Annotated in this window: 12 protein-coding genes and 3 tRNA genes; 10 read left to right on the top strand and 5 right to left on the bottom strand. The window is 38.3% G+C overall.

Features of this window, described 5'->3' with window-relative positions:
- Nucleotides 1–5: 5 nt before the first annotated feature.
- The 3 genes from F959_RS12635 to F959_RS12625 form a co-directional block, all read right to left on the bottom strand.
- Nucleotides 6–81: transfer RNA gene (locus F959_RS12635), tRNA-Asn, on the bottom strand.
- Between the two features lie 9 nt (nt 82–90).
- Nucleotides 91–166 (bottom strand) — tRNA-Asn (locus F959_RS12630).
- Nucleotides 167–336: 170 nt separating this feature from the next.
- Nucleotides 337–412: transfer RNA gene (locus F959_RS12625), tRNA-Asn, on the bottom strand.
- A 234-nt stretch (nt 413–646) separates the two neighbouring features.
- On the opposite strand from F959_RS12625, the gene F959_RS12620 reads away from it, so the two are divergent.
- Nucleotides 647–1,072, top strand: a complete 426-nt coding sequence (locus F959_RS12620; RefSeq protein ID WP_004880740.1) for a hypothetical protein — start codon at nt 647–649, stop codon at nt 1,070–1,072.
- 46 nt (nt 1,073–1,118) lie between these two features.
- On the opposite strand, the gene F959_RS12615 is transcribed toward F959_RS12620, so the two are convergent.
- A complete protein-coding gene (locus F959_RS12615) occupies nt 1,119–2,351 on the bottom strand; it encodes a pyridoxal phosphate-dependent aminotransferase (protein ID WP_004880738.1) in 1,233 nt (410 codons plus the stop codon).
- A 199-nt stretch (nt 2,352–2,550) separates the two neighbouring features.
- Between F959_RS12615 and F959_RS12610 the strand changes: the two genes are divergently transcribed.
- A complete protein-coding gene (locus tag F959_RS12610) occupies nt 2,551–2,730 on the top strand; it encodes a hypothetical protein (RefSeq protein WP_004880736.1) in 180 nt (59 codons plus the stop codon).
- Nucleotides 2,731–2,767: 37 nt separating this feature from the next.
- Here F959_RS12610 and F959_RS12605 read toward each other — a convergent pair whose 3' ends face one another.
- Complete coding sequence (locus tag F959_RS12605) at nt 2,768–3,562, bottom strand: A1S_2505 family phage non-structural protein (RefSeq protein WP_004880734.1); 795 nt, start codon at nt 3,560–3,562, stop codon at nt 2,768–2,770.
- A 223-nt stretch (nt 3,563–3,785) separates the two neighbouring features.
- On the opposite strand from F959_RS12605, the gene F959_RS12600 reads away from it, so the two are divergent.
- From F959_RS12600 to cgtA, 8 genes are all read left to right on the top strand, one after another.
- Nucleotides 3,786–4,478, top strand: coding sequence for an SDR family NAD(P)-dependent oxidoreductase (locus tag F959_RS12600; protein ID WP_004880732.1), 693 nt, complete (start codon nt 3,786–3,788; stop codon nt 4,476–4,478).
- Nucleotides 4,479–4,563: 85 nt separating this feature from the next.
- Nucleotides 4,564–6,588, top strand: coding sequence for an excinuclease ABC subunit UvrB (gene uvrB, locus F959_RS12595; RefSeq protein ID WP_004880731.1), 2,025 nt, complete (start codon nt 4,564–4,566; stop codon nt 6,586–6,588).
- Nucleotides 6,589–6,708: 120 nt separating this feature from the next.
- A complete protein-coding gene (locus F959_RS12590; protein WP_004880728.1) occupies nt 6,709–7,293 on the top strand; it encodes a lipocalin family protein in 585 nt (194 codons plus the stop codon).
- A 103-nt stretch (nt 7,294–7,396) separates the two neighbouring features.
- Entirely contained in the window at nt 7,397–8,341 is a 945-nt protein-coding gene (gene rarD, locus F959_RS12585) for an EamA family transporter RarD (protein WP_004880726.1), read from the top strand.
- A gap of 645 nt (nt 8,342–8,986) precedes the next feature.
- Nucleotides 8,987–10,444 carry a glyceraldehyde-3-phosphate dehydrogenase gene (locus F959_RS12580; RefSeq protein WP_004880721.1) on the top strand — a complete coding sequence of 486 codons (1,458 nt, stop codon included), beginning with the start codon at nt 8,987–8,989 and terminating at the stop codon, nt 10,442–10,444.
- Between the two features lie 138 nt (nt 10,445–10,582).
- Complete coding sequence (locus F959_RS12575) at nt 10,583–11,326, top strand: hypothetical protein (RefSeq protein WP_004880719.1); 744 nt, start codon at nt 10,583–10,585, stop codon at nt 11,324–11,326.
- Complete coding sequence (locus F959_RS12570; protein ID WP_004880717.1) at nt 11,326–12,006, top strand: hypothetical protein; 681 nt, start codon at nt 11,326–11,328, stop codon at nt 12,004–12,006. The genes F959_RS12575 and F959_RS12570 overlap by 1 nt, the downstream gene beginning before the upstream one ends.
- Before the next feature lie 113 nt (nt 12,007–12,119).
- Nucleotides 12,120–13,337 (top strand): Obg family GTPase CgtA, encoded by a 1,218-nt coding sequence (cgtA, locus tag F959_RS12565; RefSeq protein ID WP_004880716.1) that lies wholly within the window; start codon nt 12,120–12,122, stop codon nt 13,335–13,337.
- Nucleotides 13,338–13,339 lie beyond the last annotated feature (2 nt).

The following is a 13,339-nucleotide window of genomic DNA, read 5'->3' as shown; positions in this document are numbered from 1 at the left end:
AATCTTGGCTCTCCCACCTGGGCTCGAACCAGGGACCTGCGGATTAACAGTCCGTCGCTCTACCGACTGAGCTATGGGAGAATAGTAGATTGGCTCTCCAACCTGGGCTCGAACCAGGGACCTGCGGATTAACAGTCCGTCGCTCTACCGACTGAGCTATGGGAGAATCTGGATATGCATTCTATGCATGTAGTGGGGGATGGTCAAGTCATTCATGAGAAAAAAATTAAATATTGATTTAATTGTACTTTTTATCATCATTTGCAGACATTTCTTAAAATTAAAATAATTGAGCATTAAAAAAGCCCTTATCAATGATAAGGGCTTTTAGAATTTTGGCTCTCCCACCTGGGCTCGAACCAGGGACCTGCGGATTAACAGTCCGTCGCTCTACCGACTGAGCTATGGGAGAATCTGAATGCCATTATAGGGGGCTTTTGAAATCGGTCAAGTTAAAAGTGTCATGTTTTCTTCATTTTTATATCGTATGGTTTTTATTTGCACAATTAGCTTGAAATTTAAAAAATAACTTGAACTTTGGAAATGCTATTGCTAGATTCGAGTTAGAAAGCGTTTAGATATCTATCTAAGCAGTGTGGATTTAACCCTACTTGCCAGCACTAAAATGGCTAAATCGGAGGTCAAAATGACTATTCTCAGTATTCAATCTATCTTTTCAAATCTTTCTTATTATCAAGAAAATTATTTAGATATCATTCAAAATCCTACACAATATTATCAATCTGTTGAAAATGCCAATATACATTTCGCTGCTTTCAGTGATGAGCGACTGTATTTAGGTGATTTATTACAGCTTTGGTTTGGTGATAAGTGGACTGAACATCAATTACAAATTCTCGAAAAATCTCGAAATTTATTATCAAATAAAAACTTAGAGAATAGGGAAAATGCTTTATTCTTATTTGCATTTGAGAAGCAAGGACTTTTCAAACAAGCGCACGCTTATGCGTGGAATGTACTAGAGCAAAAGATTCAAAAAATAAGTTTGAATGAAAGTTTTCCCTTTTATTGTCATTACTTAAGTTTATCTCGTCCGCAGCGTCTTTCTTAATAATAAAAAAGCCTGTCGAAACAGGCTTTTTACATCTTTTTAGGTGTTAAGCTGTTTTTTCTGCTTCGATTGATGCAATTGCAGCATCAACACCTTCAATGGAATCAGCAGCTTTTTTGATACGCGCTAAAGCCTCCACTAAAACTTCGTCAGCAGTTGCATAAGAAATACGCATAAATCCACCTAAACCAAACGCATCACCAGGAACAACAGCAACGCCTGTTTCTTCAAGTAACCATTCAGAAAACTCTGTGCAAGATTTTAAACCTTTTGCACGAATAAGCGGACGAATGTTTGCGTATGCGTAAAAAGCACCGTCAGCTGGTAAGCAAGAAATACCATTGATTTCATTTAAGCCATTTACCACTAAATCGTGACGACGTTTGAATGCTTCGATCATTGGTTGTAATACATCTTGCGGACCATTCAATGCAGCTTCAGCAGCGACTTGTGAAATTGAAGTCGGGTTTGAAGTTGATTGCGATTGGATTTTTTTCATTGCACCAATGATTTTTGCAGGACCAGCAGCATAACCGATACGCCAGCCTGTCATTGCATATGCTTTAGAGACACCATTGAGAACGATGGTACGGTCATATAAATCAGGTGCAACGGTTGCAATGTTGTAGAACTCATCTTCCCAACGAATTGGTTCATACATGTCATCAGAAGCAACAAAAACTTGAGGGTGACGACGCAAGACTTCTGCCAAAGCTTCTAATTCAGCTTTGGTATAGATCATGCCTGTTGGGTTAGAGGGGCTGTTTAATACCACCAAACGTGTGTTAGGTGTGATTGCCGCTTCTAATTGTTCTGGTGTGATTTTGAAGCGTTGTTCTTCGCCACATTTCACGATTACTGGTGTACCTTCAGCAATAATCACCATATCTGGATAGCTTACCCAGAATGGAGCAGGGATAATGACTTCGTCACCTTTATTTAACAAAGCAAGTGCTAAGTTAAAGAAACTTTGTTTACCACCACAAGAAACCAAAATTTGATTTGCTTGGTAGTCTAAATTGTTATCGCGTTTGAGTTTCGCAATAATTGCTTTTTTTAAGCTTGGAGTGCCGTCTACAGCTGTGTATTTTGTAAAGCCATTATTAATCGCTTCAATTGCAGCATCTTTGATGTGTTGAGGGGTATCAAAGTCTGGTTCGCCTGCACCTAAACCAATCACGTTCTTACCAGCAGCTTTAAGCTCAGCAGCTTTGTTTGTTACTGCAAGTGTAGGGGACGGTTTGATGGCATTGACACGATCAGAGAGACGTACGTCCACGGCATTATTCCTTCTTATGGGATTAAAAATAAAAGCAAGCTATCTTAGCTTAAATAGACTTAAAAGTGGTCGAAACTTACCGTGTTTGAATAAAAAGTTACCAAATACACAGCGGTGTTTTTTACATTTTTTATTTTTATCAATACAGCAAAAATCTATTACAATAGCTGCTAGAAATTTAGATTTCGTGAGAATTTCAATGAGCACTGAAAATCCTAAAGCAAAGAAAGCTTTGGTGAAATTACCATTCCCGATGCCATCTGCGCAAAATGACGATGATGATGCAACGCATAATCAGGTTCGTCCAAAACCTGAACAATATGCGGATCGTACGTGGATGCCACCTCGTGGGACACGCCGTTCTATGGGTAAACGCTAATAAAAAAAGCCAATCGATAAGATTGGCTTTTTTATTACTAATGACGATTTAGAGGATGTTGTATTTCTAGTTCACCACGCCAAAGTTTAATAAAATCATATTCATCAATGTCATAGAGTTCCATCAAGGCAATAATCACGCCCACAAAAATCATTGCACCTTCAGAATTGCTCTGGAAATTGAAAATCTTACCATTCAATTTACCTAGAATATCCTTGATCTCATGCTCTCTACCCCGACCATAACGATCACGCGGATAAAGCTCCTCATTTAATACAATTAGAGCAATGGCTTTTTCGGCTGTAGATAATTGAGTTTGGTTTAATGCTTCTTCAAATGATTCATAACCATGATTGAAGTAAAAAATAACCTCATCATTAATAAATGCATGTACTGTTGCTGCTGTTAGATTTGGAAATTGGGAAACGGCATCTTCTTCGATATAGGGACGGAATGATTCTGGGAAGATCACATTGCTGTGAATGCCTTTAAATAATGGGGCGATTTCTGAAACTTTATAGCCTGCAATACCGCACCCTAAAGCTGTCAAAAAGTATTTCATTTTTGGGTGGTTTTTTGCATAGATTTTAAAATCATCCACATAATGCTCAATTTGCGAGAGAGGCATTTGCTGGATGTGTTCATTGAGTGTTGGAATCGCAAAACTTTGTCCAGCCCAACCACGACCTACACCTTTCACCGCAGCAAAATGCTGTGCAGCAACACGCGCAGCACCACTGTCGTGTATGCCGGCAAGATTACTGCCAAAAACAAAGACCGTATCTTCAGGGAGTTCCGTTACTATGGTTTCATCATGGTATTGGTAAGTCATTCGGATTCATATTTTAGATTATCGTTCTACTCATGTTGCTATTGATTAGTATTAGGGTCAAGTAAAAAAATATTTAATTGTTATGTTAATAATTTCAATTTGTTAAGCATAGTTTTAGCTTGAAAAATTACTCGTATTATAGAGCGTAAATATAGCTAACGTGGAATTCACATCTTGTTGTTTAAGCTCAAACTTTCAAGTGGTGAATACATAGTCGACGCATATGAGTATTGTTATCGCAGGTGCTTCAGGTGGAATAGGCCGAGCACTTTTTGAGTTGTTAAATAAGCAGGGTCAGAAGAAGATATTTTGTATTAGCCGACAACGTCTAAGGGATTGTGATTTACAGGTTGACCTATCTGAATCAAGTCAAATCAAATTGATTCAGGAGTTTTTAAGTCATATTCAACCTACAGAGGTTTATTGTTGTGCTGGTGTTTTACATGAAAATAGTTATATGCCTGAAAAGAGCCTAAACCAAATTTATGATGAATGGGTTTATAAGTCATTATCACAAAACGTTATGACACATGTTCATCTAGCGCAAGCCTTAGCACCTATTCTGAGCAAAAACTACGATTTAAAATGGCTATCATTATCAGCCAAAGTTGGAAGTATTGAAGATAACGCCTTAGGTGGGTGGTACAGTTATCGAATGACCAAAACAGCATTAAATATGTTTATTAAAAATTTAAGTATTGAATGGTCACGTAAATCATCTAACATTATTGTTGCAAGCGTTCATCCTGGAACGACTGATTCAGCATTATCCAAGCCATTTCAGCGCAATATTTCACCAGAAAAACTGTATAGTGCTGAACAAACAGCAGAACGATTGATAACAATTATGCAGAATTTAACAGCACATCAAAATGGAAAGCTTTTAAATTGGGATGGGCAGCTGTTACCGTATTAATTAAATGAAACTAATCTTGAAAAGTATCAATTCGCCCAAATTGATTTGCTAAACTATCGTTTAAATTTTATCAAAGAGTGTACTTGTGAGCGAAAATCAACCTTTCGATTTAGTGACAAATTACCAACCTGCGGGTGATCAACCACAGGCAATTGAAAAATTAGTCAAAGGAATTGACCAAGGTTTTCGTAATCAGTTGCTACTTGGGGTAACGGGGTCGGGGAAGACCTACACCATGGCAAATGTGATTGCTCAGACGCAGCGACCAACCATTATCATGGCGCACAATAAAACATTAGCTGCACAACTCTATGGTGAATTTAAAGCATTTTTCCCGAACAATGCAGTTGAGTATTTCGTTAGTTATTACGACTATTATCAACCCGAAGCCTATGTGCCTTCTTCAGATACCTTCATTGAAAAAGACTCAGCGATTAATGATCACATTGATCAGATGCGACTTTCTGCAACGCGTGCGTTGTTAGAGCGTCGAGATGCCATCATCGTTGCATCAGTTTCAGCGATTTATGGTTTGGGTGATCCAAATGCCTATATGCAAATGCTGTTGCATATTGTACAAGGCGATCGAGTCAGCCGAGATGAGATCATTCGTCGTCTCGTTGAAATGCAATATACGCGTAATGAACTTGAGTTTTTACGTGGTACATACCGTATCCGTGGTGAAATTATTGATATTTTCCCAGCAGAATCGGATAAGGATGCCATTCGCGTTGAGTTATTTGATGACGAAGTTGATTCAATTCGCTGGTTTGATCCATTGACGGGTAAATTAGTAAGAAAAGTTCCGCGTGTAACGATTTATCCGAAAAGTCACTATGTCACGCCGAAAGACCATTTGACTCGTGCGATTGATACCATTAAAGACGAACTCAAAGATCAGCTTAAGTTTTTTAAAGACAATGATAAATTGCTCGAAGCACAGCGTATTGAGCAACGTACTCGTTATGACTTAGAAATGATGCAGCAGTTGGGTTATACCAATGGCATTGAAAACTATTCACGTCATTTATCAGGGCGTTCGGCTGGTGAAGCACCACCAACCTTATTTGATTATATTCCTGAAGATGCATTGTTGATTATTGATGAATCGCATGTAACCGTTCCTCAAATTGGGGCGATGTACAAAGGTGACCGCTCACGTAAAGAAAATTTGGTGAATTATGGATTTCGCTTACCAAGTGCATTGGATAATCGTCCAATGAAGTTTGAAGAGTGGGAGCGTATTGTTCCAACAACCGTATTTGTTAGTGCAACACCTGCGCAATATGAGTTGGAAAAGTCAGAGCAGGTGGTAGAGCAGGTGGTTCGTCCAACGGGATTGATTGATCCTGAAATTGAAGTAAGACCTGTACTGACCCAAGTCGATGATGTGTTATCAGAAATTAATATTCGTAAGCAGTTGAATGAACGTGTTCTGGTGACGACGTTGACTAAGCGAATGGCTGAGGATTTAACATCATATCTCAAAGAGTATGGGGTTAAGGTCGCTTATTTACATTCCGATATTGATACGGTAGAGCGAGTCAAAATTATTCATGAGCTACGTACTGGTATACATGATGTTTTAGTGGGGATTAACTTACTGCGTGAAGGTTTGGACATGCCAGAAGTCTCTTTGGTCGCAATCTTGGATGCAGATAAAGAAGGTTTCTTGCGTTCTGAGCGGTCATTGATTCAAACCATTGGTCGTGCTGCGCGTAATGTGAAAGGTAAGGCCATTTTATATGCTGATCGCATTACAGACTCTATGCGTAAAGCGATGGATGAGACTGAGCGCCGCCGTAATAAACAAATTGAATTTAATGAACTTCATGGAATTATACCGCGCAGTGCCGTTCGCCAAACAATTAAAGAAATTGATACGGGCGAAGTGCTGACCGATGATGAAATCGATGAAAAAGTGCTTGAGCAAGCTCAGTCAATCAGTGCAGATGAACAGCATTTACTTTCTGATCCAAAGTTATTTGCAAAACATATTGCTAAGTTGGAAAAGGAAATGTTGAAAGCATCGAAAGAGCTACAATTTGAGCAAGCAGCACGACTTCGTGATGAAATCGTGCGGTTGAAAGCACATATGTTGCAATCTTGAATAAGCTGAGAAATCCTTAAAAGTGATACATATCGCAACAGTTTTTGTTTATAAATTAGGCTATGTTTCTAAGTTAAGTATATGACTATTTATAACAAATTTCTGCTTTGAGGATTTCTGATGCCCTTTATTAAAAATTTCCCGAAAGCGAGTTGGCGTTTAGCAAAAATTGCAGTGGGTGGAGCTGTTTTAACTGGATTGGCTGTAGCAACAATCTCTTATGCTCAAGCGAAGCCCTTAGCAACCGTTGAAAAAGTAGAATTAGACAAGTATTTGGGTGTTTGGTATGAAGTCGCTCGCAAGCCGATGTATTTCGAACGTAAGTGTGCGTATAACGTTTCAGCAACTTATACCGTAAATGAAAATGGCAATATTGTTGTTGATAATAAATGCTATGACGTTGATGGAAATCTTCAGCAAAGTCTTGGCGAAGCATTTGTCGTGAATGCACCTTTTAATACTAAATTAAGCGTAAGTTTTCTACCTGAAGGTGTTCGTTGGATTCCTGTTGGGCGAGGTGATTACTGGATTTTAAAACTTGATGCAGATTATCAGACAGTATTAGTCGGAGAGCCTAAGCGCAAATATTTATGGGTGCTTTCACGAACACCAAACCCGAAAAAAGAAGTGATTCATGAATATCTAAATTATGCCAAATCCCTTGGATATGAGATTAATGATATTATTTACCCTGAACATCGCTAGAAACAGCACTTTATTTTAAACCATGCGCTTGCATGGTTTTTTATTTCTCATATAGTGGATTAATCAAGTTTTTCTTGAATCACTTTTCTATCCAGAGGTCAAAATGTTTAAGGGAATTGCGTATTCAGTTTTGGCTTCTGTAACCTTTGGGGTTCTTTATTTTTATACCCAATTTTTAGGTGCATTGGATAGTGAGCAAACCTTTGGTTGGCGCATCATTGCAACCTTGCCATTTCTAACTTTATTTATGTGGTTTAGTGGTGATTTGGTTCATATTAAAACTATTTTCCAAAGAGTATTAGCAAAGCCTAGTTTACTCCTCTTGTTAATACTAACCTCAGTTCTAACCTCTGCGCAATTATGGCTTTTTTTATGGGGGCCGATGCATGGTCGAGGATTGCAGGTTTCGCTTGGATATTTTCTATTACCTCTTGTACTGGTGCTAGCTGGAAGTGTTTTATATGGCGAAAAGCTGTCTAAGTTACAGTGTTTAGCAGTTTTACTCGCAGTGTTTGGTGTAGGACACGAAATGTGGCGTTTGGGGAGTATTGCGTGGGAAACAGCTTTAGTTGCAATCGGTTATGCAGCATATTTTGTGATTCGGAAAAAAATCAATACTGATAATTTAGGTGGATTTTGGTGGGATCTTATATTGATTTTACCTATTGCAATTTATTTGACACAAACAGGTATCACACCTTATTTGAAGTTTTTAGACCATCCAAGTTTAACTTTTATCGTCATGGGCTTAGGTGCATTAAGTGCGATTGGTTTGGGATGTTATCTTTTAGCAAGTCGATACTTACCGTTGATTATTTTTGGGTTATTGGGATATTTAGAGCCAGTTTTATTAGCATTAGTGTCTTTGATGTTGGGAGAAAAAATAGGTGCAGAAGAGTGGCTTACTTATATACCGATTTGGTTAGCCGTATTGGTTTTAGTGATCGAAGGGGCGATCCATCTTTATCAACAAAGACTACGTAAACAACATTTGGAATTGAATTTACAGCAATATTCAAAACGGCTCAGTGACAATGAGCAAGATTAATATGAGTCTAGTTTTGAACTAAAGGCCTTTAAGCTTCGCATATAAGTAGTACATTAGGTTAATGGTGAGAAACATTAAAATCCGTCCATACTGCCTTAGGCAGACAACCAACTTCACCATTGCAGTTGAAAAAGGGTTCGTCAATCCAAGAAATAGGAAAATAGACAATATTTGTGAGTAGCAGTCCGAATAATCCGATAAAACCCATAGAGACTTCACAAGCAGGAGGAATGCTGATTAGTAATAACCATATTTTAAAATTCATTTTTACCTTGAATTAGTTAAGTGTATTAATAGTCTAAAACATAGTTTTTATTGTTATATTTAAACAACTTGTCTTGTATTTTATTTTTTAGCTTGTAACTCCGAATGATTGTTGTGGTTAATAAAATGCAGTAACTGAAAACTACTATTTATTAGGGGAGGCGCTATAAGTATGAGTGAAAATCAACTTAAGCTAATCATGAAAATGAATATTCACCAAAATTCATAAAAATAATTATAGGTATTTTATGAATTTATAGTCAATTAGTACAAAATCTTAGCTCGTTTAGCAGCTTTTGATTCAATCTTGATGATAATTCTATTACAATAATGGCGTTTTAAAAATTCACGCCCAGTATATATAAATTAGAGGACGTAACTGTGAGCAAAGAAACTATCGTTGCCCTACACGCAGAACACCAAGGTCGTTGGAAAAACCGTGAAGAAATCGCGGAACGTATGATTACATTAATTGGTCAATTGTACCGTGAGAAAAACATCGTGGTTTCTGTTTACGGTCGTTCTTTAATTAACCGCTCAGTAATCCAAATTTTAAAAACTCACCGTCGTACTCGTATGCTTGATGTTGAGCTTTCAGTTGTAAATACGTTCCCTATTTTAGAAGCGTTAATGAAAGTTGAAAACATTGGTTCAGCTGAAGTTGATATCGGTAAACTTGCTGTTGAATACAAGAACCAAGGTGGCGATGTTGATGCATTTGTTGCTCAAGCTGTTGCTCCAATTCAAGGTAACTCAACTGCTGCTGAGCCTAAAGATGTTGTTCTTTACGGTTTTGGTCGTATCGGTCGTATCTTAGCGCGCTTAATCATCAGCCAATCTGGTTTGGGTCGTGGTTTAAGCCTTAAAGCAATCGTTGTGCGTAAATCATCTGATGGTGACTTAGCTAAGCGTGCTTCGTTATTACGTCGTGACTCTATTCACGGTACTTTCGACGGTACGATTTCTGTTGATGAAGAAAACGAAGCGATCATCGCAAATGGTCAATTCATCAAAGTAATTTACGCTTCTAGCCCAAGCGAAGTAGATTACACAGCATATGGTATTGATAATGCACTTCTTATCGACAACACTGGTAAATGGCGTGATGTTGATGGTTTAGCTCAGCATTTACAATGTGCTGGCGTTGCCCGCGTTGTGTTGACTGCACCTGGTAAGGGGGACATGAAGAACGTTGTATTTGGTGTGAACCAAGCTGACATCTTAGATGAAGACAAAATCATCTCTGCTGCAAGCTGTACAACAAATGCAATTACACCTGTATTAAAAGTTTTAGATGACAAATACAAAGTGTTAAATGGTCATGTTGAAACAGTTCACTCATTTACAAATGACCAGAACTTAATCGACAACTACCACAAAGCAGATCGCCGTGGTCGTGCTGCAACATTGAACATGGTTATTACAGAAACTGGTGCGGCAAAAGCAGTTGCAAAAGCATTACCAGCACTTAAAGGTAAGTTAACTGGTAACTCAGTACGTGTTCCAACACCAAACGTTTCTCTTGCTATCTTGAACTTAACTTTAGACAAAGAAGTTGATCGTGAAGAAGTGAACGAATACATTCGTCAAATTTCGATTAACTCTAAGTTACAAGGTCAAATTGGTTATACCAACTCAACAGAAGTTGTATCGAGCGATTTTATCGGTTCTCGTACAGCAGGTGTATTTGATGCGCAAGCAACAATCACTTCTGGTAACCGTTTAACTGCGTATGTTTGGTACGATAACGAAGTTGGTTATAGCTGCCAAGTATTACGTATCGCTGAACAAATGTGTGGCGTAAGCTATGCGAAAGTTCCTGCTGAAACAAATGCATAATATTTGTTAGCAAAGCTATACAATAAAAGCCCAGTTTAAACTGGGCTTTTTTATTGACTGTACAGAATCTATGCAGATTAAAACATAAAAATCGATGAGAATAACCACAAAGGGAAATGATTTGTTAGGAATACTTCATTGTTGCAGTTTAAACGTGTGCTGGCGATTTTTGGCCTAATTATTGTTGCTAACCTATGTGGTGTTTATATTGCCATGTGGGTATTTAAACATTTTAATATTTATATCCCACTCAAAAATCAAGATGTTGCGATTGATTTACAAGAGCCATTACAAGTTCGTGTAAAAGTGAAAGATGCATTAAATGTAGATGTGGATGGCCGTGTGGATGCAAAAATTCCAATCGATGAGCAACTCAATGTTCCGTTGACACAAACATTAACACCACGGGTGTATTTTGATAATTTGGTGCCGATCAGCACCACAATTCCTGTCAATGAAACGATTAAGGTTAATCAAAGTCTGCCAATCGATACAAAAGTCCAAGTTAAAATTTTAGGTAAAGATGTCACTTTACCCTTGAAAGGGTCTATTCCTTTGCAACTGGATGTGCCGATTAATATCCAAGTTCCTTTAAATCAAAAAGTTCATTTAAAATTTGATGCGCCAGTTCGTACTGTTTTAAAAGAAAACTTAAATATCCCATTAAAAGCACAACTTAATGCCAATATTCCTATTCAAGGCAAATTAAATGTACCTATTACATCTGAGTTAAATGCATCGGTTGATGTAAAAAATACGCTTCCTGTTAAAATTGCTGAAGGGGAGTTGAAAATTCCACTTTCAACGATGTATTTGGATCGAGTTAAAACTCAACCTGTAGATGAGCCTGCAAAACCTCGTGACGTAAAAATAGGTGAATAATGGATATCACCAAATCGATTAAAAGCTTCGTCATCAGTTTTGTCATACTCACAACGTTAGTTGCAATCTTGTTTTGGTTGTATTTGAACATACAAGCATCTTTGATTGTTTCTGCACAACAGGCGGATATCCGCCTGCCTGAATCATTGGCTACACAAATTCAGGTGGGTGATCATTTACGAGTAAAATCACAGGGTCAACTCAATACAACCTTGGATATTGATCGAACTCTACAACTTCCTTTGAAAGGTAAATATTTAGCGGATTTAAGTTTTGAAGTAGAAACACCGATTACCGTAAATATTAACTATGAAACGATGCTCAAAGTTGATCAGGTCATGCCTGTTGAAACGAGTACTGACTTAATTTACCAAAATAAATTATTACCGAAATTTCCATTAAAACTAAATGTACCCGTAAAGCTCGACATTCCGTTTCAATTGAAGCGGACTTATACCGTTCCTGTAAAAATCGTATTTAGTGGACCTGTTCATTTTGGTTTTGATGAATCAGTAAATTTACCTGTGAAACATCAGTTTAAACCAAGCTTTTATATGAATGATGCGGTGAATATGACTAATATCTCATCTTTTAATGCCACGATGTTTAACTCAGTTCAGCAAACTAAAGCAAATTTAGATATGCAGATGGAGTTGCCATTGAAGAATGTGAAACCTTAATAGGAATAAAAATCTTTTTTAATGTTTGATACGTATTTGCTGATTATTCTATTCGAGAAATTTATTAAAATGTGGCAAAATAGTCCGCTTTTAAGATTTCAGAGGATTGGCACATGCGCTTTGTTGATGAAGCAGTCATAACCGTAGAGGCTGGCGACGGTGGCAATGGCGTAGCCAGTTTTCGCCGTGAAAAATTTGTCCCTTTTGGTGGCCCAGATGGTGGTGATGGTGGACGTGGCGGAAGTATTTATATTCAGGCCGATGATGACACTAGCACGCTCGTAGACTACCGATATACGCGTCGATTCCGCGCTGAACGTGGTAAAAATGGTTCAGGTGCGAATTGTTCTGGTCGTGGCGGTGAAGATGTCATTTTAAAAGTACCTGTAGGTACGACCATTGTTGATACAGAATCAGGCGATATTATTGGTGACTTGGTTGCTGATGGTCAACGTGTGAAAGTTGCTAACGGTGGTGATGGTGGTTTAGGAAACACACACTTTAAATCATCGACTAACCGCGCTCCACGTAAATGTACACATGGTATCAAAGGTGAATACCGTGAAGTACGCTTAGAACTTAAAGTACTTGCTGATGTCGGCTTACTCGGTATGCCAAATGCGGGTAAATCTACATTTATTCGTGCAGTCAGTGCAGCAAAACCGAAAGTTGCTGATTATCCATTTACGACAATGGTACCAAACTTAGGTGTGGTCGATGCTGATCGCCATCGTTCGTTTGTAATGGCTGATATTCCAGGCTTGATCGAAGGTGCTGCAGAGGGTGCAGGTCTAGGGATTCGTTTCCTTAAACACTTGGCTCGTACACGTATTCTTTTGCATATTGTTGATGTTCAGCCAATTGACGGTTCTGACCCAGCACACAATGCAAGAGCAATTTTAGGTGAGTTATTAAAATTCTCTCCGACATTGGCAAAACTTCCTGTGGTTCTTGTATTAAATAAGCTTGATCAAATTCCTGAAGAGTCAAGAGAAGAGTGGTGTCAGCACATTCTTGATGAGTTGCAATGGACTGGTCCAGTATTCAAAACTTCTGGTCTTATGTCAGAAGGAACCAAGGAAGTGGTTTATTACTTAATGGATCAAATTGAACAACAACGTGAACGCGAAGTTGAAGATCCAGAGTACGCAGCAGAAATTAAAGCATTCCGTGAGCAGCTTGAAGCTGAGACACGTGAACAAACCATCGCAGCAAAAGAAGCATATCGTGCAATGCGTAAAGCTCAGCGTGAAGCTGACTTTGACGATGATGAAGACTTTGATGACGATGAAGATGATGGCGGCGTAGAAAGCATCTACGTTCGTGACTAGTA

The sequence above is a fragment of the Acinetobacter venetianus RAG-1 = CIP 110063 genome (assembly GCF_000368585.1).
Classification (GTDB): domain Bacteria; phylum Pseudomonadota; class Gammaproteobacteria; order Pseudomonadales; family Moraxellaceae; genus Acinetobacter; species Acinetobacter venetianus.
Note: the sequence above shows the minus strand (reverse complement) of the source record. Positions and strands in the feature narration are given on the sequence as shown.

Bases quoted from the DNA above. Each gene is read 5' to 3' on its own strand.
- F959_RS12620 (WP_004880740.1), top strand. From the start codon at position 647: ATGACTATTCTCAGTATTCAATCTATCTTTTCAAATCTTTCTTATTAT.
- F959_RS12610 (WP_004880736.1), top strand. From the start codon at position 2,551: ATGAGCACTGAAAATCCTAAAGCAAAGAAAGCTTTGGTGAAATTACCA.
- F959_RS12605 (WP_004880734.1), bottom strand. From the start codon at position 3,562: ATGACTTACCAATACCATGATGAAACCATAGTAACGGAACTCCCTGAA.
- F959_RS12600 (WP_004880732.1), top strand. From the start codon at position 3,786: ATGAGTATTGTTATCGCAGGTGCTTCAGGTGGAATAGGCCGAGCACTT.
- F959_RS12590 (WP_004880728.1), top strand. From the start codon at position 6,709: ATGCCCTTTATTAAAAATTTCCCGAAAGCGAGTTGGCGTTTAGCAAAA.
- rarD (WP_004880726.1), top strand. From the start codon at position 7,397: ATGTTTAAGGGAATTGCGTATTCAGTTTTGGCTTCTGTAACCTTTGGG.
- F959_RS12570 (WP_004880717.1), top strand. From the start codon at position 11,326: ATGGATATCACCAAATCGATTAAAAGCTTCGTCATCAGTTTTGTCATA.
- cgtA (WP_004880716.1), top strand. From the start codon at position 12,120: ATGCGCTTTGTTGATGAAGCAGTCATAACCGTAGAGGCTGGCGACGGT.